The 24513-nt window shown below is 68.5% G+C and carries 21 protein-coding genes and 1 pseudogene; 20 read left to right on the forward strand and 2 right to left on the reverse strand.

Translation table 11 applies throughout. The features are described from left to right. Positions 1–78: 78 nt before the first annotated feature. From trpC to CT688_RS06935, 10 genes and pseudogenes are all read left to right on the forward strand, one after another. The gene (trpC, locus tag CT688_RS06890; protein WP_107756291.1) at positions 79–891 is read left to right on the forward strand and encodes an indole-3-glycerol phosphate synthase TrpC; all 813 of its coding nucleotides are present in this window, start codon (positions 79–81) and stop codon (positions 889–891) included. Positions 892–958: 67 nt separating this feature from the next. Continuing rightward, entirely contained in the window at positions 959–2254 is a 1296-nt protein-coding gene (trpB, locus tag CT688_RS06895; RefSeq protein WP_107756292.1) for a tryptophan synthase subunit beta, read from the forward strand. Next, positions 2251–3042, forward strand: coding sequence for a tryptophan synthase subunit alpha (gene trpA, locus CT688_RS06900; RefSeq protein ID WP_107756293.1), 792 nt, complete (start codon positions 2251–2253; stop codon positions 3040–3042). Before trpB ends, trpA begins: the two co-directional genes overlap by 4 nt. Further along, on the forward strand, positions 3039–3932 hold the full coding sequence (gene lgt, locus CT688_RS06905) for a prolipoprotein diacylglyceryl transferase (RefSeq protein ID WP_107756294.1): 894 nt from the start codon (positions 3039–3041) through the stop codon (positions 3930–3932). Before trpA ends, lgt begins: the two co-directional genes overlap by 4 nt. A gap of 46 nt (positions 3933–3978) precedes the next feature. Further along, positions 3979–5397, forward strand: a complete 1419-nt coding sequence (gene pyk / locus CT688_RS06910; RefSeq protein ID WP_107756295.1) for a pyruvate kinase — start codon at positions 3979–3981, stop codon at positions 5395–5397. A 177-nt stretch (positions 5398–5574) separates the two neighbouring features. Continuing rightward, a complete protein-coding gene (locus tag CT688_RS06915) occupies positions 5575–6297 on the forward strand; it encodes a M23 family metallopeptidase (protein WP_107756296.1) in 723 nt (240 codons plus the stop codon). 180 nt (positions 6298–6477) lie between these two features. Continuing rightward, positions 6478–7563 (forward strand): S-(hydroxymethyl)mycothiol dehydrogenase, encoded by a 1086-nt coding sequence (locus tag CT688_RS06920; RefSeq protein WP_107756297.1) that lies wholly within the window; start codon positions 6478–6480, stop codon positions 7561–7563. After that, positions 7560–8219 carry an MBL fold metallo-hydrolase gene (locus CT688_RS06925; protein WP_107756298.1) on the forward strand — a complete coding sequence of 220 codons (660 nt, stop codon included), beginning with the start codon at positions 7560–7562 and terminating at the stop codon, positions 8217–8219. Before CT688_RS06920 ends, CT688_RS06925 begins: the two co-directional genes overlap by 4 nt. Before the next feature lie 17 nt (positions 8220–8236). Further along, positions 8237–10990, forward strand: a complete 2754-nt coding sequence (locus CT688_RS06930; protein ID WP_231750539.1) for a cation-translocating P-type ATPase — start codon at positions 8237–8239, stop codon at positions 10988–10990. A 76-nt stretch (positions 10991–11066) separates the two neighbouring features. After that, positions 11067–11515, forward strand: a pseudogene (locus CT688_RS06935) (SRPBCC family protein). Positions 11516–11573: 58 nt separating this feature from the next. Here CT688_RS06935 and CT688_RS06940 read toward each other — a convergent pair. Together CT688_RS06940 and CT688_RS06945 are read right to left on the reverse strand one after the other, a co-directional pair. Next, on the reverse strand, positions 11574–13424 hold the full coding sequence (locus CT688_RS06940; protein ID WP_107756299.1) for an MDR family MFS transporter: 1851 nt from the start codon (positions 13422–13424) through the stop codon (positions 11574–11576). Further along, positions 13421–13891: a MarR family winged helix-turn-helix transcriptional regulator gene (locus CT688_RS06945; RefSeq protein WP_107756300.1), complete on the reverse strand. Its 471-nt coding sequence runs from the start codon at positions 13889–13891 to the stop codon at positions 13421–13423. Before CT688_RS06945 ends, CT688_RS06940 begins: the two co-directional genes overlap by 4 nt. A gap of 402 nt (positions 13892–14293) precedes the next feature. Here CT688_RS06945 and CT688_RS06950 point away from each other — a divergent pair, with 402 nt between their 5' ends. The 10 genes from CT688_RS06950 (at position 14294) to CT688_RS06995 (ending at position 24465) form a co-directional block, all read left to right on the forward strand. Further along, positions 14294–14968, forward strand: a complete 675-nt coding sequence (locus CT688_RS06950) for a GntR family transcriptional regulator (RefSeq protein WP_107756301.1) — start codon at positions 14294–14296, stop codon at positions 14966–14968. A gap of 34 nt (positions 14969–15002) precedes the next feature. Next, complete coding sequence (locus CT688_RS06955; protein ID WP_107756302.1) at positions 15003–15899, forward strand: oxaloacetate decarboxylase; 897 nt, start codon at positions 15003–15005, stop codon at positions 15897–15899. Further along, positions 15896–17317 (forward strand): dihydroorotase family protein, encoded by a 1422-nt coding sequence (locus CT688_RS06960; protein WP_107756303.1) that lies wholly within the window; start codon positions 15896–15898, stop codon positions 17315–17317. The genes CT688_RS06955 and CT688_RS06960 overlap by 4 nt, the downstream gene beginning before the upstream one ends. Further along, positions 17314–17997, forward strand: a complete 684-nt coding sequence (locus CT688_RS06965) for an isochorismatase family protein (RefSeq protein WP_107756304.1) — start codon at positions 17314–17316, stop codon at positions 17995–17997. The genes CT688_RS06960 and CT688_RS06965 overlap by 4 nt, the downstream gene beginning before the upstream one ends. 233 nt (positions 17998–18230) lie before the next feature. After that, positions 18231–18617 carry a cupin domain-containing protein gene (locus tag CT688_RS06970; protein ID WP_159077995.1) on the forward strand — a complete coding sequence of 129 codons (387 nt, stop codon included), beginning with the start codon at positions 18231–18233 and terminating at the stop codon, positions 18615–18617. Continuing rightward, positions 18614–19474, forward strand: a complete 861-nt coding sequence (locus CT688_RS06975) for an MBL fold metallo-hydrolase (protein ID WP_107756306.1) — start codon at positions 18614–18616, stop codon at positions 19472–19474. The genes CT688_RS06970 and CT688_RS06975 overlap by 4 nt, the downstream gene beginning before the upstream one ends. Positions 19475–19499: 25 nt before the next feature. After that, a complete protein-coding gene (locus CT688_RS06980) occupies positions 19500–20645 on the forward strand; it encodes a substrate-binding domain-containing protein (protein WP_107756307.1) in 1146 nt (381 codons plus the stop codon). A 26-nt stretch (positions 20646–20671) separates the two neighbouring features. After that, positions 20672–22216, forward strand: a complete 1545-nt coding sequence (locus tag CT688_RS06985) for a sugar ABC transporter ATP-binding protein (protein ID WP_159077996.1) — start codon at positions 20672–20674, stop codon at positions 22214–22216. Continuing rightward, entirely contained in the window at positions 22213–23250 is a 1038-nt protein-coding gene (locus CT688_RS06990) for an ABC transporter permease (RefSeq protein WP_107756309.1), read from the forward strand. The genes CT688_RS06985 and CT688_RS06990 overlap by 4 nt, the downstream gene beginning before the upstream one ends. Positions 23251–23352: 102 nt before the next feature. Then, the gene (locus tag CT688_RS06995) at positions 23353–24465 is read left to right on the forward strand and encodes a Zn-dependent alcohol dehydrogenase (protein WP_107756310.1); all 1113 of its coding nucleotides are present in this window, start codon (positions 23353–23355) and stop codon (positions 24463–24465) included. The last annotated feature ends 48 nt before the right edge of the window (positions 24466–24513 follow it).

The following is a 24513-nucleotide window of genomic DNA, read 5'->3' on the forward strand; positions in this document are numbered from 1 at the left end:
TTCTGAGAACCCCATGTGCTGCCTCTATTGTTGATCTCGATCACACTTCCTGCCCGAACACTGCAGAGGGAGGTCACGGTGGGTACCGTGCTCGACTCGATTATCGACGGGGTCCGCGAGGACGTCGCTGCCCGCGAGGCCGTCACCGACCTCACTGCGGTCAAGAAGGCGGCCCGGTCGGCGCCCGAGCCGCGGGACGCGCTCAGGGCGCTCCGGGGGGCGGGTGTCGGCGTCATCGCCGAGGTCAAGCGCGCGAGTCCCTCGAAGGGTCCGCTCGCCGACATCCCTGATCCCGCGGTGCTCGCCCGGATGTACGAGGAGGGTGGTGCCCGCGTCATCTCGTGCCTGACCGAGGAGCGCCGCTTCAACGGCAGCCTGGCGGACCTGGACGCGGTCCGTCGGGCCGTCGACATCCTGGTACTCCGCAAGGATTTCGTGGTGGGGCCGTACCAGATCCACGAGGCCCGGGCCCACGGCGCCGATCTCGTGCTGCTGATCGTGGCGGCTCTGGAACAGGACGCCCTGGTGTCCCTGCTCGACCGCACGGAGTCACTGGGGATGACGGCGCTGGTGGAGGTCCACACGGAGGAGGAGGCCGATCGCGCCCTCGAGGCCGGTGCCACCGTGATCGGAGTCAACGCCCGGAATCTCAAGACGCTCGAGGTCGACCGTGATGTGTTCTCCCGCATCGCGCCGGGCCTGCCGTCCGGAGTGGTCAAGATCGCCGAGTCCGGCGTCCGTGACGCGTCCGACCTCCTGTCGTACGCCAGCGTGGGTGCGGACGCGGTCCTCGTGGGTGAGGGCCTGGTGACCAAAGGCGACCCCCGTGCGGCGTGCAACGCCCTGGCCACGGCGGGTTCCCACCCGTCGTGTCCGCAGGGACCCCGCTAGGCCCCCGGCGCACGCTTCCGGCAGACTGGGAGCCGTGAATTCTAACGAGCTGACACCGCTGCCCTCGATGGGAGACGTGCTCCGGACGACCACCGGACACGAGCCCGACCAGCGGGGCCACTGGGGTGCATTCGGTGGGCGCTACGTCCCCGAGGCGCTCATGGCGGTCGTCGACGAGGTCGCCGACGCCTACGCCAAGGCCCGCGCGGACGACGCCTACCTCGACGAGCTCGACCGGCTCCAGCGCGACTACTCGGGTCGGCCGTCGCCCCTGTACGAGGCGGGACGTTTCGGGGCGGAGATCGGCGCCAGGGTGTTCCTCAAGCGGGAGGACCTCAACCACACCGGGTCGCACAAGATCAACAACGTCCTCGGCCAGGTGCTGCTCGCGCACCGCATGGGCAAGAAGCGTGTGATCGCCGAGACCGGGGCCGGACAGCACGGGGTCGCCTCCGCCACGGCGTGCGCCCTGCTCGGACTGGAGTGCAAGATCTACATGGGTGCCGTGGACGTCCGCCGTCAGGCCCTGAACGTCGCCCGGATGCGGCTGCTCGGAGCGGAGGTCGAGGCCGTCGAGGTGGGGTCGGCGACGCTCAAGGACGCGATCAACGAGGCGATGCGGGACTGGGTCTCCCGTGCGGACGACACGTACTACGCGTTCGGCACCGCCGCCGGCCCACACCCCTTCCCCGCGATGGTCCGCGACTTCCAACGGGTGGTGGGTACGGAGGCGCGCGCCCAGATGCTGGAGCGGGTGGGACGACTGCCCGACGCCGCGGTGGCGTGCGTGGGTGGTGGGTCCAACGCGATCGGATTGTTCCACCCGTTCATCGACGACTCCTCGGTCCGCCTGGTGGGCTGCGAGGCGGGCGGCGACGGCGTGGCGTCCGGTCGCACCGCCGCGACCGTCAACGCCGGCAGGCCGGGCGTCTTCCAGGGCTCCTATGCGCACCTCATGCAGGACGAGGACGGGCAGACCACCGAGTCGCACTCGATCTCGGCGGGGCTGGACTACCCGGGTGTGGGACCCGAGCACTCGTACCTCGCCGACATCGGCCGCGCGGAATACCGGCCGGTGACCGACGCCCAGGCGATGGACGCATTCGCCCAACTGTGCCGCACCGAGGGGATCATCCCCGCCATCGAGTCCGCCCACGCGGTCGCCGGAGCAGCGCAGCTCGCCGCCGAGGGCGTCGACCTGATACTGGTCAACGTCTCGGGTCGAGGCGACAAGGACGTCGACACCGCCGCCCGGTGGTTCGGCCTGTTGGGCGGAGGGACCCCCCCGGAGGCCGGGGTGGACTCGAGCCGGGGCGCGGACGACGGCGCGGGGGAGTACGCGGACGGGGGGATCGAGGGATGAGCGCGCTGAGCGAGGTCTTCGGGCGGTGCCGTGCGGAGAACCGGGCCGCTCTCATCGGGTACTACCCAGCGGGGTACCCCACGGTCGAGGGGTCCGTCCAGGCCGTTCGCACCATGGTCGCCGGCGGCTGCGACGTCATCGAGGTGGGGATCCCGTACTCGGATCCCATGATGGACGGCCCCACCATCCAGGCGGCCGCGGATGTGGCACTGGAGGCGGGCTTCCGCATCCGGGACACCTTCGACGTGGTCCGCGCGGTGGCCGAGGCCGGGGCGGTCCCGGTCGTCATGAGCTACTGGAACCCGATCCTGCAATACGGCGTCGACCGGTTCGCGGCGGACCTCGCGGCCGCCGGGGGGACCGGGGTCATCACACCGGACCTGATCCCGGACGAGGCGGACGAGTGGATCGCCGCGACGGACGCCCACGGCGTCGACCGGGTCTTCCTGGTGGCGCCGTCGTCGACGCCCGAACGATTGGCCATGACGCTGTCCCACACGAGCGGATTCGTCTACGTCCAGGCAGTGATGGGGGTCACCGGGGCGCGGGACGTGGTCTCGGATGCCCCCAGGACCCTCACCGCCCGTGTCCGCGAGCTCTCGGACCTGCCGTGTGGAGTCGGACTCGGTGTGCGCAACGGGGACCAGGCAGCGGAGATCGCCTCCTACGCCGACGGGGTGATCGTGGGCTCCGCCCTCATCACCGCCGCCACCGAGGGAGGCGACGCCCTCGCGCGGTTGACGGCCGATCTCGCGTCGGGCGTGCGTCGGCGAGGAGTCGACTCGTGATCCCCAGCCCTCCGCAGGGGGTCTGGGAGCTCGGTCCGTTCCCCGTGCGCGCGTACGCACTGTGGATCATCCTCGGCATCGTCGTGGCCATCTGGTGGGGCGAGAAGCGGTGGGTCGCCCGTGGGGGGCGCGCGGGGGTCGTTCTCGACACCGCGCTGTGGGCCGTCCCCTTCGGCCTCGTGGGCGGTCGCGTCTACCACGTGGCCACGGACTGGTACCGCTACTTCGGGGAGGGCAGGAACCCGGTCGACGCGCTGAAGATCTGGGACGGCGGTCTGGGGATCTGGGGAGCGGTCGCGCTGGGCGCGATCGGTGCCTACATCGGCCTGCGGCAGCAGGGGATCCGGGCGATCGGCGCGTTCGGCGACGCGGTCGCCCCGGGCATCGTCCTGGCGCAGGGAATCGGTCGACTGGGGAACTACTTCAACCAGGAGCTCTACGGTCGCGAGACCGACGTGCCCTGGGCCCTGGAGATCTACCAGCGGTACGACGAGGCGTACGGATACTCCCAGACCCTCGGTCGGTCCACCGGGCAGGTGCTCTCGACCGTGCACCCCACGTTCCTGTACGAGCTCCTGTGGAACGTCCTGGTGGCCGTGGCGTTGGTGCTGATCGACCGCAGGTTCCGCCTCGGGCACGGCCGACTCTTCGCGCTCTATGTGGCCCTGTACTGCTTCGGGAGGTTCTGGGTCGAGCTGCTCCGTGCGGATGCGGCGACCGAGATCTTCGGGCTGCGCATCAACACCGTCGTCTCCGTCGTCGTCATGCTGGCCGCGCTGATCTACGTGTGGCGGGCACGCCGGGGCCGCGAGGACCCGTCCGAGCTGCGTGCTCCCGAGGACGTGACCGAGGAGTCCCCGGGGGACGCACCCCCGTTGGCCGGTCGTTGACGTCGCGTTCACCGGTCATCCCGGCGAGGGGTCTAGATTGGTACGGGTGAACCGTCGTACCAAGATCGTCTGCACCCTGGGTCCCGCCGTCGCCTCGGAGGCCGGCATCCGTGAACTCGTCGATGCCGGGATGAACGTCGCCCGGCTCAACTTCAGCCACGGGGACCATGCCGACCACGAAGCGAACTACCGCTGGGTCCGCCAGGCCTCGGACGAGTCGGGGCACGCCGTCGGTGTGCTCGCGGACCTCCAGGGCCCCAAGATCCGGCTCGGCCGCTTCATCGAGGGCCGCCACGAGTGGGCGGAGGGTGACATGGTCGCCATCACCGTCGCGGATGTGGAGGGGACCAAGGAGCGCGTGTCCACCACCTACAAGGGGCTGGCGGCCGATGCCCGCCCCGGCGACCGACTGCTCGTGGATGACGGCAACATCGGTCTGACCGTGCAGCGGGTCGAGGGTGACGACGTCCACTGCGTCGTCACCGAGGGCGGCACGGTCTCCAACAACAAGGGGGTGTCCCTGCCGGGGATGAACGTCTCGGTCCCGGCGCTGAGCGAGAAGGACGTCGCGGACCTCCGGTTCGCCCTGGACCTGGGCGTCGATTTCATCGCCCTGTCCTTCGTCCGGTCTCCGGCGGACGTCGACCTGGTGCACGCGATCATGGATGAGGTCGGGGTGCACGTCCCTGTGATCGCCAAGCTCGAGAAGCCCGAGGCGGTCAAGAATCTCGAATCCATCGTCCTGGCCTTCGACGCGATCATGGTCGCGCGAGGCGACCTGGGAGTGGAGTTGCCCCTGCAGGACGTGCCGCTGGTCCAGAAGCGGGCGATCCAGATCGCCCGGGAGAACGCGAAGCCGGTCATCGTGGCCACGCAGATGCTCGAGTCCATGATCACCAACTCCCGGCCCACCCGGGCGGAGGCGTCGGACGTCGCCAACGCCGTGCTCGACGGGGCCGACGCGGTGATGCTCTCGGGAGAGACCTCGGTGGGCAAGTACCCCATCGACGCGGTGCGGACCATGTCGTCGATCGCTCTCGCGGTGGAGTCCGATTCCACCGCCGCGCCGGACCTCGTCCACATCCCCCGGACCAAACGCGGGGTCATCTCCTACTCGGCGCGGGAGATCGGAGAGCGGTTGGGCGCCAAGGCGCTCGTCGCCGTGACCTCGACCGGGGACACGGTCCGCCGCCTCGCCCGGTTGCACAGTCACCTGCCGCTCATCGCCATCACCGGTGATCCGCGCATCCGGAGCCAGTTGGCTCTCACGTGGGGCACCGAGACGTTCCTGACCGACCGGGTCCACGAGACGGCGGAGCTCGTCAAGGTGACCGACGAACTGCTGCTCCCCCTCGAGGGGTACAACGAGGACGATCTCATCGTGATCGTCGCGGGCAACGTGCCGGGCGTCGAGGGGTCGACCAACTTCATCCTCGTACACCGGATGGGCGAGGCGGACCACTGATCACCTTCGGGTAACAACTCGGTAGCGCCGGTGGGCACCCGCTCACCGGCGCTTTCGACTCTATTCGTGCTTTTGACGTGACAGGGCCGAGATACATCTGTTACCTTTTTGGAGGCCACCGGGGAAGCCGGTCGGCCCGCCGCTTCGCCCACGCACCGAACTCCGAGGTTTCCCCTGATGTCCGACGCCACTCGAATCACCTTCACCGAGCTCGCCGATCGACTCGGTGTGGCCGGCTCCGGCGCGACCGCCGGCCGCCACCGCGCAGCCCGGTCCGCGAGCGGGATGGGCCGCATCGTCGCCGGCGCAGTCGCCGGTGCCGCTTTCACCGGTGGCGTCGCGATGGCCGCAGCCCCCGCCGCCTCCGCCCAGTCCGCTGACATCGACGTGAACCAGATCGGCCAGATGGCCCAGGAGTTCGCCCAGGGCATCGGTCTGAACGAGCAGCAGTTGCGGGAGTACGCCCTCGATCCCGCGTTGTTCGGCTCGCTCGGTATCCCCGCCGGTGTGGTCGGCGGAGCCCATGCCCCGACCTTCGGCCCCATCACCTCGGGCTTCGGACCGCGGTGGGGAACCTTCCACAACGGCACGGACTTCGGCGCCCCGATCGGCACGCCCCTGTTCGCCGCCAAGTCCGGCACGGTCGTCGCCGCGGGACCGGCCTCGGGCTACGGACTGTGGATCCGCATCCAGACCGACGACGGATACCTCCTCGAGTACGGCCACAACGACCAGAACTACGTCTCGGTGGGCCAGCGCGTCCATGCCGGTCAGGTCATCGGAACCGTGGGCAACCGCGGTTACTCGACCGGCCCGCACCTGCACTTCGGCGTGCGCAACCCGGCCGGCCAGTGGATCGACCCCGTGCCGTGGCTGCGTGCGCAGGGTGTCGCCGTCTGAGCGGACCTCCGAGCAGCCTGCTCGTCCCCCGGGGCCCCGGACACCGTGAGTGTCCGGGGCCCCGGCCGTCTGGCGGGAGGAAAGATGGCGGGATCTGCATGTGTGGCAGGGTGGGAGATGCCGGTGCCGGTCATCGCCCGACACCTGCCCGAGCTGTACTGATCTCGAGGAGAATCCGGAATGTCACAGACCGTCAAGGGCGTCATCGCCCGTAGCAAGGGCGCGGACGTCGAGCTGGTCGACGTGGTGGTCCCCGATCCTGGGCCGAACGACGTCGTCGTCCGCGTGCAGGCGTGCGGCGTCTGCCACACCGACCTGGCCTATCGCGACGGCGGCATCAATGACGAGTACCCCTTCCTGCTGGGCCACGAGGCCGCGGGGATCGTCGAGACCGTCGGTGACCGCGTCACTCATGTGGCCGAGGGCGATTTCGTGGTGCTGAACTGGCGAGCGGTGTGCGGTGAGTGCCGGGCCTGCAAGCGCGGGCAGCAGCAGTACTGTTTCGCCACCCACAACGCCTCGAGGAAGATGGCCCTCACCGACGGCACGGAGCTCACCCCGGCTCTCGGGATCGGCGCGTTCATCGACAAGACCCTGGTCCATGAGGGGCAGTGCACCAAGGTGGACCCCGCGGCCGACCCGGCCGTGGCGGGACTGCTGGGGTGCGGCGTGATGGCCGGCCTCGGTGCCGCGGTCAACACGGGCAATGTCACGCGGGGCCAGTCCGTGGCGGTCATCGGGTGCGGTGGTGTCGGCATCGCCGCGGTCGTGGGCGCACGTCTGGCGGGTGCCTCGACCATCGTGGCCGTGGACATCGATGACACCAAGCTCGAGTGGGCGCGCGACTTCGGTGCCACCCACGTGGTCAACTCCACCGGGGTGGACCCAGTGGCGGCCATCCAGGAGCTCACGGGCGGCGTCGGCGCCGATGTCGTGATCGACGCGGTCGGCCGGCCCGAAACGTACGAGCAGGCCTTCTACGCTCGTGATCTCGCCGGGACCGTGGTCCTGGTGGGGGTGCCCACGCCCGAGATGCGCCTGGAGATGCCGCTGTTGGACTTCTTCGGCCGCGGTGGTTCGCTGAAGTCCTCCTGGTACGGCGACTGCCTGCCGGAGCGCGATTTCCCGATGCTGGTGGATCTCCACCTGCAGGGTCGGCTCCCGCTCGAGAAGTTCGTCAGCGAGCGCATCGGCCTGGACGCGGTCGAGTCCGCGTTCGGTGCCATGAAGTCCGGTTCCGTCCTCCGATCGGTGGTGACCCTGTGAGCGAGACCCACACCAGTGCCGGTAATGCCGGTGGCCTGCGCATCGAGAAGGTCGTGACGAGCGGCGTGTTCGCCCTCGACGGAGGCGAGTGGGAGGTGGACAACAACATCTGGATCCTCGGCGACGACTCCGAGGTGTACGTCATCGACGCCGCCCACACCGCCCAGCCGATCATCGACGCGGTGGCCGGGCGCACGGTGAAGGGCATCCTGTGCTCGCACGCCCACAACGACCACATCACCGTGGCCCCGGAGCTGGCCCGGGAGCTCGACACCCGGGTCTTCGTCCATCCCGGTGACCAGATGCTGTGGGAGGAGACCCACCCGACGGTCGCCCACGAGGACCTCGAGGACGGGCAGACCTTCCAGATCGCCGGGACCGGGTTCACGGTCATGAACACCCCCGGTCACTCGCCGGGCTCGTGCGTCTTCCACGTCCCCGAGGCGGGCGTCCTGTTCTCCGGTGACACCCTGTTCTCCGGAGGGCCCGGCGCGACCGGTCGGTCGTACTCCGACTTCCCCACCATCATCACCTCGATCAGGGACCGCATCCTCACCCTGCCGGCCGAGACACTGGTCCATACCGGCCACGGCGACGGTACCAAGGTGGGTGAAGAGTCCCCGCATCTGGAGGAGTGGATCGCCCGGGGCAGCTGACCGGGCACGATGGGGGGGTGACGACGACGGACCGCGCCCCGGAGACGGATCTGCGCACCCCCTGGCACGCACTGCCCACCGCGGAGGTGGTCTCCCGCCTCGGCGCGGGGTCGAACGGTCTGACCCGCGCCGAGGCGTCCCGTCGCCTCGCCGTGCACGGTCCCAACACCCTGCCGGTGGCGGCCGGGGTGCCGGCCTGGAGGCGGGTCCTGCGGCTGCTCCGCGACCCCATGATCATGGTTCTCGCGGTGGCCGCCGTGGTGAGCGCCGTGATCTCGCGCGAGTGGGAGACCCCGGTCGTCATCCTCCTGGTGGTGGTGCTCAACACAGTGCTGAACTACGTGCAGGAGACGCGGGCCGAGGAGAGCCTGGCGGCGTTGCGCGACATGGCGGTGCCGCACAGCCGGGTGGTGCGGGACGGCGGCGAGGTGGAGGTGGACAGCGCGGATCTCGTCCCGGGGGACGTCGTGGTGGTGGAATCCGGCGACAGGGTCCCCGCTGACGGACGCGTTCTCGAGGCGTCCCGGTTCCAGGTGGCGGAGTCGGCCCTGACCGGCGAGTCGGTCCCCGTGGACAAGACGGCGGGAGCGGTGGCCGCCGCGGACGCGCCGCTCGGTGACCGCACCGGCATGGTGTTCATGAACACCGAGGTCACCCGCGGTCGGGCTCGCGTAGTGGTCACGGGGACCGGTGAGCGCACGGAGATGGGGGCGATCGCCGAGCTGCTCGACGGGGCGGGCGGCGAGCAGACGCCGCTCCAACGGCGGATCGGGGTCCTGGCCCGGGTCCTCACCGTGATCGCGCTGGTCGTGGTGACGCTGGTGATGGGGATCGGACTGGTGCGCGGGCAGTCCTGGGAGGACATGCTCCTCAGTGCCGTCTCGCTCGCCGTGGCCACCATCCCGGAGGGCCTCACCGCCGTGGTGGCGTTCACCCTCGCGATGGGCGCCTCGAGGCTCGCCCGTGAGGGAGCGATCATCAAGAACCTCGCGGCGGTGGAGACCCTCGGGTCGACCAGCCACATCGCCACCGACAAGACCGGGACCCTCACCCTCAACGAGATGACCGTGACGCGGATCGTCGCGGGCGGTTCCGCCTACACCGTCACCGGGACCGGGTACGAGGCGACCGGCACGGTCCTGTCGTCCGATCCGGATGCCGTTCCGGACCTCCGGAGGGCGGCGGTCGCCATGACGCTGTGCAACGACGCGATCGTGACCGACGGCGAACTCGTCGGCGACCCCACCGAGGGCGCTCTCCTCGTGGCCGCCACCAAGTGCGGGCTCGACGTGGAGGGACTGCGTGCCGCCCGGCCCCGGGTGGCCCAGGTGCCCTTCGACTCCGACTACAGGTTCATGGCCACCGTCAACCGCTCACCGGGCGGGGGGCTCGCGCTCAGCGCCAAGGGCGCGACCGGTGCGCTGCTGCCCCGGTCGACCCACGTGTGGAACGGCACGGACGCCGTGGAGCTCACCGATGAGCTGCACGAGGCGATCCGTCTCGCGACCGATGAGCTGGCCGGACATGGGCTACGGACCCTGCTGGTCGCGGGGCGTCCGTTCAAGGACGGAACCGACGAGGTCGCAGTGGACGAGAGCAGGCTCCTCGACGAGGTGTGGGGGCTGACCGTGTTCGCGGTGGTGGGCATCGTCGACCCGCCCCGGCCCGAGGCCGCCGAGGCCATCCGGGTGGCGCGCGCGGCCGGGATCTCCGTCCACATGATCACCGGAGACCACCTCGTCACGGCCTCGTCGATCGCCCGCGACCTGGGGATCGAGGGGGAGGCGGTGCGAGGGGTCGATCTCGACGGACTCGACGACGACGAGCTGTGCGGGCGGGCTCCCGGAATGGGAGTCCTGGCCCGGGTGTCCCCGGAGCACAAGATCCGGATGGTCCGGGCGCTGCAGTCCGGCGGGGACGTGGTGGCCATGACCGGCGACGGCGTCAACGACGCGCCCGCGCTGAGTCAGGCGGACATCGGGATCGCGATGGGGATCACCGGCACCGACGTGTCCAAGGGCGCGGCCGACATGGTCCTCACCGACGACAACTTCACCACGATCGTCTCGGCCGTCGAACAGGGCCGCGGGATCTACGACAACATCGTCAAGTTCGTGAAGTTCCAGCTCACCACCGCGTGGGCGTTCGTGCTGGTGTTCCTCGCCAGCGGGCTGCTGGGTCTGGCCGCGGTGCCGTTCACCGCCCTGCAGGTCCTGCTGGTGAACATCGTCATGGACGGCCCGCCGGCCATGGCGCTGGGCGTGGAGCCCGTGGAGAAGAACGCGATGCGGCGGCCGCCCCGACCCGCCGACGAGCAGATCCTCACCCCGTCACGACTGGTACGGATCCTGTGGCTGGGCGTGGTCATGGCCACCGGGACACTGCTGGTCCTCGCGTTCGCGGAGACGATCTTCCCCGAACGCGCGGGCGTGCCGTTGTTCGCCACCACTCTCGCCTACGCCGCCTTCGTGTTCTTCCAGGTGTTCAACCTGATGAACGTCCGCTCCACGGACGGCTCGGTGTTCTCCCGGGACATGGCGCACAACGCCCCGATCTGGGTGGCCCTGGCGGCGGTCCCGCTGCTGTTGGTGGCCGTGGTCCAGGTGCCCTTCCTCCAGGGGATCTTCGACACCACCCCGTTGCACGCGGACGAGTGGTTGTTGGCGGTCGCGGTGGGCTCGTCGATCCTCTGGCTCGAGGAACTCCGGAAAGTCGTGGCGAGGTGGCGTGCTCGGCGGCAGGAGGGATCGGGCACGATGGTGGGGGTCTGACGCGCCCCTGTCGAGGGCGCCGCCACCGGCGATTCCGGCGGGCGCGATGTGGTCAGGCAGAGGAGGAGTCACGATCATGGGCAGGGTCACCGCCAGCAACACCATCGTCATCGAGGCGCCCGTCGCGGCCGTGACGGCCGCGATCGCGGACTACGCCCAGGTCCGTCCCCGGATCCAGCCCGAGCAGTTCACCGCGTACAGGTTGATCGAGGGCGGCCAGGGGCACGGCACCGTGGCGGCGTGGAACCTCCAGGCCACCAAGAAGCGCAGCCGGGACGTCAAGGCCACGGTGACCGTGGACGAGGCCGCGGCGCACTGGTCGCTGGTGGAGAAGGACGCCAATTCGTCCATGGCCACCACCTACACGGTCCGCGAGGCCACCGGGGGTGCGCTGGTGGAGATGACCACGTCGTGGGACGGGGCCGGGGGAGTGGGGGGTTCTTCGAGCGGACCTTCGCCCCAGCCGGGCTCAAGCGGATCCAGCACCAGTTGTTGGCCAACCTCAAGGCGGACATCGAGGGGTAGGCCCCGCGTCAGCGCGGTGGGGTGGGCCCCGCGTCAGCGCGGTGGGGTAGGCCCCGCGTCAGCGGCCCTCGTCCGGCGTCGGCCTCGTCGTCGTTCCAGACCCCTCACGCCTGGGGGCGGCGGTCCCGGTCACCTCTCCACCCTCCGGGGGGCCGCCCGCCGCTGTGTCTGCCGCGGCGACATCGGTTCCGGACGGCGCCGCCGCCGCGGCGGCCTCGCGGGCTGCCTCGGCCTGCGCCGAGCCGGTCCGGAGGACGATCGGTGGCAGGAAGACCAGGATCACCGAGGCGACGACGGCGAGGATGCCGGCGACCAGATAGATCTCCGACATGCTGAGCGCGTAGCCCTGCTCGAAGGGGTGGGCCACCAGTTCGGGCAGGCGGTTGATGACGGACGAGTCCTTGGTGACCGTCTCAAGCGCACCCGCGCCCGCGCCGGATGCCGGGTCCGCGAGGGCCTGCACGATCCCGAGAGCCTCGGGGTCGTCGCGCAGTGCCGGGTCCGCCAGGCCCTCTTGCACCCCGCGCGCGAGGCTGCCGTCCGCCCCCGCCTTCTGCAGCTCGCTGGTGATGGAGCCTCCGACCCGGCTGAACAGGATCGACAGGAACACGGCCACCCCGGCGGTCCCGCCGAGTTGCCGGAAGAACGTCGCGGACGCGGTGGCCACACCGATCTCGCGGGGGCTCACCGCGTTCTGCACGATCAGTGTGAGCGGCTGCATGCAGTTGCCCAGGCCGACGCCGAGGACCAGCATGTAGGCCATCACCAGGGTGAGAGAGGTGTCGGCGTCGATGGTGAACAGCAGGAACAGGCCGACGGCCGCGACGGCGGTGCCGAAGATCGGGAACTCGCGGACCCGCCCGGTCTTCGAGATGAGCTGACCGGAGACGATCGAGGCGCCCATCAGCCCGGCCACCAGTGGCAGCATCATGAGTCCGGACTCCATGGGGTCGGCTCCGTGGACGATCTGCATGTAGAGCGGGAGGGTCATCAGCCCGCCGAACATGGCCATTCCCACGATCACCCCGCCGGCGGTGACGATCGCGAAGGTGCGGTCCCGGAACAACCGAAGTGGGATGAGTGCCTCGTCGCCCGCGCGCGCCTCGACGATGAGGAACAGGCCGATCCCGGCCAGGCCCACGACGTAGCAGGCGAGGGCGGCAGGCGCGCCCCAGCCCCAGGTGTTCCCCTGCTCGGCCACCAGCAGCAGCGGTACCAGTCCGACGACGATCGTGGCGGCGCCCGCCCAGTCCACCCGGTGGTCCACGCGGGCGTTCTTGACGTTGAGGGTGATCAACACCAGGGTCAGTGCGATGGCGCCGATGGGGACGTTGATGAGGAAGATCCATCGCCAGCCGCTGATTCCGAAGAGGGTCTCGGCGCCGGCGAAGAAGCCGCCGACGACCGGACCGATGACCGAGGACGAGGCGAATACGGCGAGCAGGTAACCCTGGTACTTCGCGCGTTCGCGGGGCGGGATGATGTCGCCGATGATCGCCAGCGAGAGCGACATGAGGGCGCCCGCGCCCAGTCCCTGGATGCCGCGGAACAGTGCGAGGGTGTACATCGAGTCGGCGAGTGTGCACAGCAGCGAGCCGAACACGAAGATCATGATGCCGATGACGAAGAAGGGCTTGCGCCCGTAGATGTCCGAGAGCTTGCCGTAGAGCGGCGTCGAGATCGTGGACGTCATGAGGTAGGCGGTGGTCACCCACGCCTGGGCGTCCAACCCCTGGAGATCATCGGCAATGGTCCTGATGGCGGTCGAGACGATCGTCTGATCGAGGCTGGCGAGGAACATCGCGGACATCAACCCGGCGAGGATGACGAGGATCTGCCGGTGGGAGAACTCGCCGTCCTCGCCCGGGCCCGCGGCAGCGCTGGCGGATCGTGTCTCAGGGGTGGTCATCGGTTCTCCTTGGCGGACGTGAGGGCGTCGAGTTCGGAGCGCAGAGAGTCGGCGAGGCGCGACAACCCCCGGTCGAGCGAGGCCGCTTGCTCGGGGGTCCAGTCGGCCAGGACATCGGCCATCCACTGCCCGCGTCCGTCGAGGACCCGGGTGACCAGCTCGCGCCCCTCGGCCGAGAGGGTCACGACGCTCGCGCGCCCGTCATCCGGGTCGGGGACCTTGGCGACCAGGCCGAGGGCCTCGAGGTGGCGGACCTGACGACTCACCACGGAGATGTCGGTGTGCACGCGCTCGGCGAGGGCGGTGACTCTGTCGGGTTCGTCGTGGATCGCGAACAGCAGGGGATGGGTCGACGGTTCGAGGGAGTCGTGGAGTCGCGGTGCCGACGCGTTGAGTGCGCGGAGCATCTTGACCACGCGGGACAGGTCCACCACGAGCTTGCCGCCCTGCTCGGCGTCTATCGCCATTCCGACCTCCCGCGGTCAACTAAGTTGCTTGCAGCAAGCAACCATAACGCCGTTCTCCGCCGGCCGGCAACTCGGCGCTCAACCGAGGCGCGCGGGAATCGTCTCGAGCTGCCTGCCGGTGGGGCACGGCGCCGCATCGGCGTTAACATCGTCGAGGGCCACCCTGCGCAACGCGCACGCCGCGGCGGGTGTGGATCGCGGGAGGCGGGCGTGGGCTCCCGCGGTTCATGAGAGTGGCCAATGCGCCGCTAACTGTTGACAGTTGACAGAGATGTGCATCACAATAGGTGTGCCCTGAACGGCGGTGCCCCAGGGGGCCGAGTACATCCTGCTGGGGACCGCCCGGGTGAGTTGGCCGGTGCCTCCGCGGTGAGAGTGATCGAGTCGAATAGAGGAGTAGGGATGAAGAAGTCCACGAGTGCCCCTTTGACCAGGGACGGGACGTTCGCCCGTCGGACCGAGGAGCGGGTTCGGGAGATGATCCTCGACGGCACGCTCCCTCCCGGGGAGCGGTTGAACGAGGTGTCCATCGCCGAGGTGCTCGGGATCAGCCGGGGGCCCCTGCGCGAGGCCATTCAGCGACTGGTGGGCGAGGGCCTGTTGACGATCGTGAGCCACCGCGGCGCTTTCGTGAAGACGTTCGAGCCCGGTGAGGTCGATGATCTGTACGAGCTCCGTACCGCGCTGGAGACACACAGTGTCCGTCTCGTCTGCCGGAGGGCGACGGACGAGGAGCTGCGGGAGCTCGAGCAGCTGGTCGGAGAGGCGGGGGAGGAGCTGTCCCAGGATCCCGAACGCCCGTATCCCGCCGACCGGGACCTCCACACCCGGTTGACGTGGATGAGCGGCAACGACGCACTGGCCGCCGCGACGGTCGAGGTCCAGCGTCAGATCTCCCTCGCGAGGCAGACATCGGCCAAGAAGCCCGATCGAGCCCGTGAGGCGCTCGCCGAGCACGAGCGACTCGTCGCGGCGATCGTCGAGCGCGATGAGGACCGTGCGGCAGAGATCCTGCGACTGCACCTCGACAAGGCGCGGAAGAGCGCCGTGGACGCGCTGGGGATCACATCCGAATAGCGGCTCAGATGGGCCAGGAAAGGTGCAACAACCCATGACGACAACCAAGAAGCTGCGAGGTCTCCTCTCGTCGGGGGGGCCGCCGTTGATGGTGCCGGGTGCTCCCAACGCCCTCACCGCCCGGGTGGTGGAGGAGACGGGATTCGAAGCCGTGTACGTGACCGGTGCGGGTGTGACGAACTCCTACCTCGGGGCCCCCGACCTCGGACTCATCACCCTGAGCGAGTTGGTGGGTCACGTCAACGCGATCGCCGACGCGGTGCAGATCCCCGTTGTCGTCGACGGTGACACGGGATTCGGCAACGCGCTGAACGTGCAGCGCACGGTCCGGCTGATAGAAGGGGCCGGGGCGGCCGCCCTCCAACTGGAGGACCAGGTCAGCCCCAAGAAGTGCGGCCACTTCACCGGGAAAGAGGTCATCTCGGCGGACGAGATGGTCGGAAAGATCAAGGCCGCCGTCGACGCCCGGAGAGACGACGACTTCGTCATCATCGCCCGGACTGATGCCCTGGCGATCGAGGGGATCGATGAGGCTATCGACCGCGCCGGCCGGTACCTGGAGGCCGGGGCGGACGTGCTCTTCGTCGAAGCCCCCCGAGACGTGGACCAGATGCGCAGGATCACGACATCCGTGCCGGGGATCCACATGGCCAACATGGTCGAGGGTGGCCTGACCCCGCTGCTTCCCCGGGACGAACTCGGGGAACTCGGCTTCGCGGTGGCCCTCTACGCGAACGCAGCGATGCGGGGCGCGGTGGCCGGGATGCGTCAGGTGATGAACCACCTCGCGGAGATCGGGGACACCCGGGATGCCGGCGAGCTGATGATCAGCTGGACGGACCGTCAGGCCCTGGTGCGCAAACCGGAGTTCGACGAGCTCGACACGAAGTACGCGGTGGCGCAGAACACGGAGAATGGAGCAGTCGTATGACCACGTATGACCTTCGTCTGCACGGCGGCGACGTCTTCCTCAACGGGGAGGGAGTCCGCCGGGTGGACCTACTCGTCAAGGACGGGACGATCGCGGGGGTGGTGACCCCGGATGTCGAGGTCGAGGCCGCCGAGGTGGTGGACCTTCACGGAAAGCTCGTCCTCCCGGGGGCGATCGACCCGCACGTGCACCTGGGAAAGGACATCAGGGTCCCCCGCGATCCCGATGACGCCCTCCTGGAGTCCGCGTCGGCCGTGGCCGGCGGCGTCACCACGATGCTGGTCTACCTGATGAGCGGCGAGTCCTATTCGGATGTGCTCCCTGGGTCCCGCGACGTGATGTCACGTGACTCCCACGTGGATTTCGGGTTCCACATCGTCGTCGGTTCCGAGGCGCACTACGAGGAGATGCCTCACTACATCGACGAGTTCGGTGTCTCGAGTTTCAAGTTCTTCATGAACTTCCGCGGTGAGGAAGGCGCGTACCTCGGGCTCCCCGGCAACGACGACGGTTACATGTACGACGTGCTCGGTATGGCTGCCGATCGTGGAGCCATGATCAACCCCCACCCGGAGAACATCGAACTGGTCTGGAAGCTCAAGGGCCGTCCGATCGACGAGTCCCGCGGCCCGTTGCACGCCTGGAACATGTCGAGACCGTCGTTCGTCGAGGCGGAAGCGGTGCAGAGGGTCTCGTTCATGGCGCAGGTCACCGGCGCCTCCATGTACTCGGTCCACACCAGCAGCGCGCTGGCTCTCGACGCGGTCCTGCGTCAGCGGGAGTCCTACGAGAACCTCTTCGTCGAGACGTGCACGCAGTACCTGACGCTGACCACCGAGACCGATCCCGGGCCGGGAACCTACGGCAAGGTCAACCCTCCGCTCCGTGAACCGAGGGACCTCGAGGCGTTGTGGACCGGACTGGCGAACGGCGACGTCGACACCGTGGGCTCCGACCACAACGCCCGGCACCGCACGCACAAGGAGAAGGACATCTGGAAGGCCAGTGCGGGCTTCCCCGGGGTGGGCGGCGTCCTGCCCCTGACCCTGACGGAGGGGCTTCGCCGAGGGGTCCCGCTCGACCGGCTCGTGAACGCCACGTCCACCAGGTCCGCCCAACTGTTCGGCATGTACCCGAAAAAGGGCACGATCCAGGTCGGATCGGATGCCGATCTCGCGGTGGTCGACCTGTCGGGAGAGACCGTGATCGAGGCGGCGACCCAGCACTCCGCCGCCGAGTACACGCCCTGGGAGGGGACGCGGGTACCGATGCGGGTCGTGCACACCCTGGTCCGTGGGCACTTCGCGATGCGCGACGGTGAACTGTCCGCGACCACCACCGGCGAGTACATTCCCCGTCCCCACAGCGGCGCGACGGCACTCGCCGAGCTGACCAGTCTCCCGAAGGAGGAGCGATGAACGAGCCCTCGACGATCGATGACCTCACCCGCCGACGGTACGAGGCCGCGGGCTTCGGCCGGCCGGTCGGCCTGGGCCGTCGTCCCGGTCTGCTCATCATCGATGTGCAGTACCGCACCGTCGGAACCACCCCGATGCCCTTCGACGACGCACTCGACGAGTTCCCCACGAGCTGCGGCGAGGTCGGCTGGCAGGCGGTCAATCACATCGAACGGCTCCTGGCGGTGTTCCGCTCGAAGGGGTGGCCGGTCCTCTACCCGCACGTTGCTCCCAAGAAGGAGTACGACCAGGGCGCCCTCGGGGCGAAGGTCCCCGGGATCATGTCCATCCCCGCGAAGGGGTACGAGTTCGTGGCCGAGGTCGCGCCGCGGGACGGCGACGTCCTGCTGCCGAAGCGCCATCCGAGCGCGTTCTTCGGCACGCCGTTGGCCAGCTATCTGGTCCAGGCGGATGTCGATTCGCTCGTCGTGACCGGATGCACGACCTCGGGATGTGTCCGGGCCAGCGTCGTCGACGCCTTCTCGTACAACTACAAGGTCGCGGTGCCCTCGGATGCGGTGTACGACCGGAGTCCGACGGTCCACGAGGTCAATCTGTTCGACATGGCCCAGAAATACGCTGACGTATCTACCACCGACGCTCTTCTGAGCGCGCTGGACGGGGTTCCTGCTCGCCACTGACCGCTGGGCGCGTGAGGTGACGGTGACCGGGCTGCGGCAGTGAGTCGAATCGCCGCAGGTCGATGGTGTTTCGGCGCCGTTACCGGGCCCGCGACGGTGTAACACGATGGACACCGAGAATGGCCAGAAAACTGTTGACAGTTAGCAGACGACAGAATAATGTGGGTTCCGTCACAAAGGGCGGTCCGCAGTGGCAGCCCGCACGGGTGCCTCAATGGAACAGGAGAGGTCCGATGAGCTCGTTTCGAGCACGATGGGACGACCTTCCCGAGAGGGAAGTGCTGACCAACAATTTCCGTACCGCGATGACCGGTAAGGAGACCGGCGTCAACCGGATCCGCTGGATCCACCCGACGGTCGTCCCCACCCACTCCCACCCGGATTGCGAACAGACGGTGATCGTCACCAAGGGGAGGGTCATCTTCACCGTCGAGGACGACGAGTTCACCCTCGAGCCGGGCGAGATCGCCATTCTTCCCCGCAACGTTCCCCACGGTGGCCGCAGCATCGAGGGTGAGGCGGAGTTCATCGAGATCTTCGCCCCCACCCGCATCGAGAACCTGGTCGGTTTCGTCGGGTCCTCGTCCATGCCCGATCCGGACGAGGGGACGGGCGCATGAGCGTCACGCAGGTCAGTCCGCACGTCCACGTGGAGACCGCGTACTTGGGATCCAACAACTCGATCATCGTGGGCACGGACGGGGTCGCGCTGGTCGACACCCCGCACAAACCGACCGACGCGCAGGCATGGCGACGGGTCGTCGAGGGCTTCGGGACCACCCGCTTCGTGGTCAACACGGACCATCACCCCGATCACACCATCGGGAACTTCTGGATGGGTGGAGAGGTCGTCTCCCACCGTGGGACCCGCGATCGGCTCCTGCGGGATGCACCCACCGAGGAGTACCTACGGGACCTGTTCGAGGTGATCGACCCGGACGCGGTGGATCTGCTCCCGTCCTATTCCGTGCGCGTCCCCGAGGTGGTGTTCCAGGATCGTCTCGATCTGCACCTGGGCGACGTCCATCTCGAACTCCGCTTCCAACCCGGACACACGGCGAACAGCCTGCTCGCCTACCTCCCCCAGGACGGCGTGATCTTCACCGGCGACATCGTGTGCGAGTCGAGCCTCCCGTCGTTCCAGGACTGCCGCCTGTGGGACTGGTTCGACGCGATCGACGCCGTCGAGTCCTACGACTTCGACGTCCTCGTCCCCGGACACGGTGAGGTCACCGACCGCAGCGCGGTCGAGCGGTACCGGCAGTGGGGACGGGACGTGGCGGGGGAGGTCGCCGCCGCGATCGACGCCGGGCGGACCCTCGAGCAGGCCTGCGACGAGATCCGGTTCGCGGATCTGATCCACGTCGGGAACGAGGGCTACACCGGTTATCCGGATTCACTCATCGAGATGTTTCAGCGCAACTCGATCGCACGTATCTACCACGACCTTTCCGAGCGGCCCGAGTTCGCCCGGTAACACCCCCCCGAATGATGGAGCAAGCATGAAGATCAGCAAATCCGTGGCGGCACTGGCCGCCGCCACCGCCCTTGTCCTGGCGGGATGCGGAGCAGAGTCCGGGTCGGACGGTGGATCGTCGGCCGCCACCGCCGACGGCGCCGCGCTGGCCGAGGAAGCCGCGGCCATGGTCGATGAGTACCGGGGTGTTCCGAGCCCCGACGATCTCGGCGCCCCGATCGACATCAGTGAGCTCGAGGGCGAGACCATCTACAGCATCCCGATCGACAGCGGCGCGGAGTTCTACGCCGACGGCGAGGCAGCCATGGCCGCCGTGGCCGAAGACGCCGGCATCAACTACGTGACATTCCCCGCTGATGGCACCCAGACGTCCTACCAGCAGGGCATCCAGCAGGCGATCAATGCGCGGGCCGGCGCGATCCTGCTCAACGGGCCCCTGCCGGAGACGCTCGGCCCGCAGATCGACGCTGCGCGGGACGCCGGGATCCCGGTGGTGCCCCTGCACATCAACGACATGGACAGCGGGACGTCTGAGGGACTCGAGTACGAGGCGTTCGCCCCCTTCAACCTCGCCGCGCGTCTGATGGCACTCGACGCGATCGCCTATCACGAAGGCGCCCCGGTCAACGCGCTCATCATCCAGTCCTCGGAGACCGGCCCATCGGCGGGCATGGTCGAGACGATGGAGGAGACGCTCGAGGAGTTCGGTCCGGAGGGCTCCAAGGCCAGCGTCATGAACGTGTCCGTCCCGCAGTGGTCGACACGGATCCAGGACGAGGTCCAGTCCAACCTGCTCCGCGATCCGACGATCAACACGGTGCTCCCCATCTACGACAACATGGCGACCTACGCGTCTCCCGGCATCCAGCAGGCCGCGGCCGGACGGGATGTGCCCATCTTCACGTTCAACGGCACGCCGTCCATCCTCCAGATGGTGGCCGACGGCACCGTCGCGATGAACGTCGCAGAGAATCCGGACTGGGTCGCCTACGTCAACATGGACACCGCCTTCCGGGCGATGCTCGGAGAGGAGCCCATCGAGGGCGTCTCCGGACCGGTCCGCGTCATCGATGAGACGAACGTCGAGGAGACCGGCAACCCGCCGCGCAGTGGCGAGGGCTTCGGTGACGAGTACCGGGACGCCTACCGCGAGCTGTGGGGACTGATCTGATCATGGTCGTCCAGCATCCTCCCTCAGTGGGCGCGGCCGCAGGATCCGTCCCGCTTCTGGAGATCCGCGGGCTCACCAAGTCCTTCAACGGAGTCTCAGCGTTGAGCGGGGTCGACCTGGCGATGTATCCCGGGGAAGTGCACGGTCTGCTCGGCGCGAACGGCAGCGGCAAGTCGACCCTGATCAAGGTTCTCGCCGGGGTCCATGACGCCGACGGGGGCGAGGTCACGGTGCACGGCACGCGGGTGTCGACCCCGTTCGGTGCCCGCGGCCTCCGTGATCACGGACTGGGATTCGTCCACCAGGATCTCGGACTGGCCCCCTCCGGAACCGTGCTCGAGCACATGGCCCTGGATTCGGGTGGGTCGTCGGTGGGCCTCAGGCGGGTGCCGTGGGGGCAGGAACGCGAGCGTGTCTCCGGACTGCTCGACCGGTTCGGCATCGACATCCACCCGGATGCCACGATCGACATGCTCACCCCCGTCCAGCGCGCCATGTTGGCTGTCGTCCGCGCCGTGGGTGGGCAGGAGCTCAAGTCGGAGCCGGGACGTCCCCAGATACTGGTCCTCGACGAGCCCACCGTCTTCCTGCCGCGGCACGAGGTGGACGTCCTCTTCGCCGTACTGGATCGCCTGCGCGATCGCGGCGACGCGGTGTTGCTCGTGTCCCACGACCTCGACGAGATCCTGCAGGTCACCGACCGGGTGACCGTCTTCCGGAACGGTCGACTGGCCGGCACCCGCGAGACGGAGGGCGCCACTCGGGACGATCTGGTGAGCCTGATCCTCGGGTCGAAGGCGGAGCACGTGACCAAACACGACGCGGTGGTCGATTCCGGTGCGCCGCCGGTGCTGGCGGCCCGCGCACTCACGGGGGAGCGGGTCAACAACCTCGACCTCGAGGTCTATGCGGGTGAGGTCGTGGGTGTGACCGGACTCGCCGGATCCGGAACCGAGGAGCTTCCCGACCTGCTGTTCGGCGCGAGTAGCGCCAAGTCGGGATCCGTCGAGCACCGTGGCGCTCAGGTGCACGAACCCACCCCGGCTCGGTCAATGGAGGCGGGGGTAGTCCTCATCCCCGCGAACCGGAAGGAACAGGGCGGCTCCCTGGAGCTCAGCGTTCTTGAGAACACGGCTCTGCCCTTCCTCGGCCGGCGGGCCCGCGGTGCGCTGATCGACTGGGGCGGATTGCGGCGGCAGGCCGACGAGATGCTCGCCCGTCTCCAGGTCAAACCCCAGGACTCTTCAGCGATGTTCGGGCACCTCAGCGGCGGTAATCAGCAGAAGGTGTTGATCGGGAAGTGGATGGACACGCAGCCGACGGTCATGCTGCTCAACGAGCCGACGCAGGGCGTCGACGTGGGGGCCCGCCGCGAGATCTTCAAACTCGTCCGCGAGGCCACCCAGAAGGGCATGGCGGTGCTGTGCGCCACAACGGACTACGAACAGCTCGTCGAAATGGCCGATCGAGTCGTGGTCCTCGACCAAGGCGAGGTCCGTGCGGAACTGCGCGGAGCTCACATTACCAAGGACGCCCTCGCGTCCGCCGTCTATTCGGAGGAAGTGGCATGACCGCCTCGGAGAAGAATCATGCGGGAACGACGGTCGCTTCCCGACGGCCGTCGCAGGCGGTCAAGAGACCGGCTCAACCGGAGCGTTTCGCGCTCCTGGGGGTGTGGGTCGTCCTCATCATCGCGTTCAGTGTCCTGGCCCCTCAGACGTTCCCGACCACGGCGAACGTCGCCAACATGCTCGGGTCTCAGGTCGTCCTGCTGATCCTGGCTCTCGGACTGGTGTTTCCGTTGCGCGCGGGGGATTTCGACCTGTCGGTCGCGACCACCCTCAACATGTCGATGGTGTTGGTGGCCGTCCTCAACGTCAAACAGGGCTGGAACATCTGGGCCGCGGTGATCGTCGCGATACTGGCGAGCCTGGTCGTCGGGGTGGTCAACGGATACATCGTCACCAAGTTCGACATCCACTCGTTCATCGTCACGCTCGGCGTGGGGACCGTCGTCCAGGGCTTCATCTACTTCATCTCGGGATCGGTCACCATCAGTGGCATCGACCGCGAGCTCACCGACGCGGTCCTCACCCGACCGTTCCTGTCGGTACCGATCGGCTTCTACTACGCCGTGATCCTGTGCCTGCTGGTCTGGTACATCTTCGACCACTCGGCCTTCGGCCAGCGGCTGCTCTTCGTCGGTCAGGGCAGCGAGGTCGCCCGACTCAACGGCGTCAACGTCAAGGGACTGCGCTGGCGGGCACTGATCATCTCCTCGGGCTTCGCCGGTCTCGCCGGCGTGGTCTACGCGGGCACGACTGCCAGCGCGGATCCCGTCTCGGGGGGCGCGTTCCTCCTCCCGGTGTTCGCGGCGTGCTTCCTGGGTTCGACCGTTCTCAAGATCGGGCGGTTCAACCCGTGGGGCACGTTCATCGCGGTGTACTTCCTGGTCACCGGGATCACCGGACTGCAGCTCCTCGGCGCCCAGCAGTACGTGCAGGAGCTCTTCTACGGCGGCGCTCTGGTCATCGCCGTCATCCTGTCCAAGGTCATCCGCACCCGCGGTGAGCGGATCCGCAGGTCACAGGTCCAGAACGCGTAGTCATACCAGCGTCCACCTCGGGCCACAGAAGGCCCGGCGTCCCGGTTCTCGGGACGGCGCGACACCACCGACCACCGGTCGGCAACGGAAAGGGAACGAGAAATGAAGGCACGCGGCGCAGTAATCCACCAGGTCGGCGGTCAGTGGGAGGTCCAGGACCTCGAGGTGAGCGAACCGGCTGAGGACGAGATCCTCGTCAAGGTGATGGCCAGTGGCCTGTGCCACTCCGACGATCACTTCGTCACCGGCGACATCCCGGTGAACCTGCCCATGGTCGGAGGACACGAGGGCGCCGGCATCGTCGAGAAGGTCGGCTCGCGCGTCACCCGGGTCAAGCCGGGCGACCACATCGCCACGCTGTTCATCCCCGCCTGTGGGGTGTGCAAGTACTGCGTCCGGGGTCAGAGCTACATCTGTAACAACGGCGCCGGCATGGAGACCGGGATGGCGATGGACGGCACCGCCCGGTTCCACGACACCGACGGGAACCCGATCGGTGGCGTGACCCGGCTGGGGTCGTTCTCCAACTACCTCGTCTGCCACGAGACACAGGCGGTCAAACTGCCCGACGACATCCCGTTCGACCTCGCGTGCCTGGTCTCGTGTGGAGTCGCGACCGGCTACGGTGCCGCCGTCAACGCCGCTCCGGTCCGGCCCGGCGACGTCGTCCTGGTCATGGGACTGGGTGGCGTCGGCGCCAACGCGGTCCAGGGGGCCAAGCACGCCGGTGCCGATCACATCATCGTGGTGGACCCCGCCGAGAACAAGATGGAGCTCGCCACGGGCTTCGGTGCCACCGCGGCCTTCACCTCCATCGACGAGGCGCGCCCGCTGATCGCCCAGCTGACCAATGGACAGGGCGTGGACGTCACCATCGTCACGGTCGGCCGGGTGGACGGCGACATCATCGGCGAGGGATTCGACACCGTCGGCAAGGCGGGGAGCCTCGTCCTGGTGTCCGTGGGCTCGCACGAGCGCTCGCTGAGCGTGAGCCCCCAGGACATGACGAATCTCGCCAAGTCCATCAAGGGCGTGATGTACGGCAACTGCCGTCCCCTGGGCGACATCCCGCGGCTCTTGGACATGTACCGCACGGGCAGCATCAAGCTCGACGAGTTGGTGACCACCCGATACAAGCTGGACGACATCAACCAGGCCGTCGAGGACATGCACGCCGGCCGCAACATCCGCGGCGTCGTCGTCCACGAGCACTGAGAACGGTCGCACTCCCCACCAGGGTGACCCGTCCCCGCACACCGCGAA

The sequence above is a fragment of the Dietzia sp. JS16-p6b genome (genome assembly GCF_003052165.1).
Taxonomy (GTDB): Bacteria; Actinomycetota; Actinomycetes; order Mycobacteriales; family Mycobacteriaceae; genus Dietzia.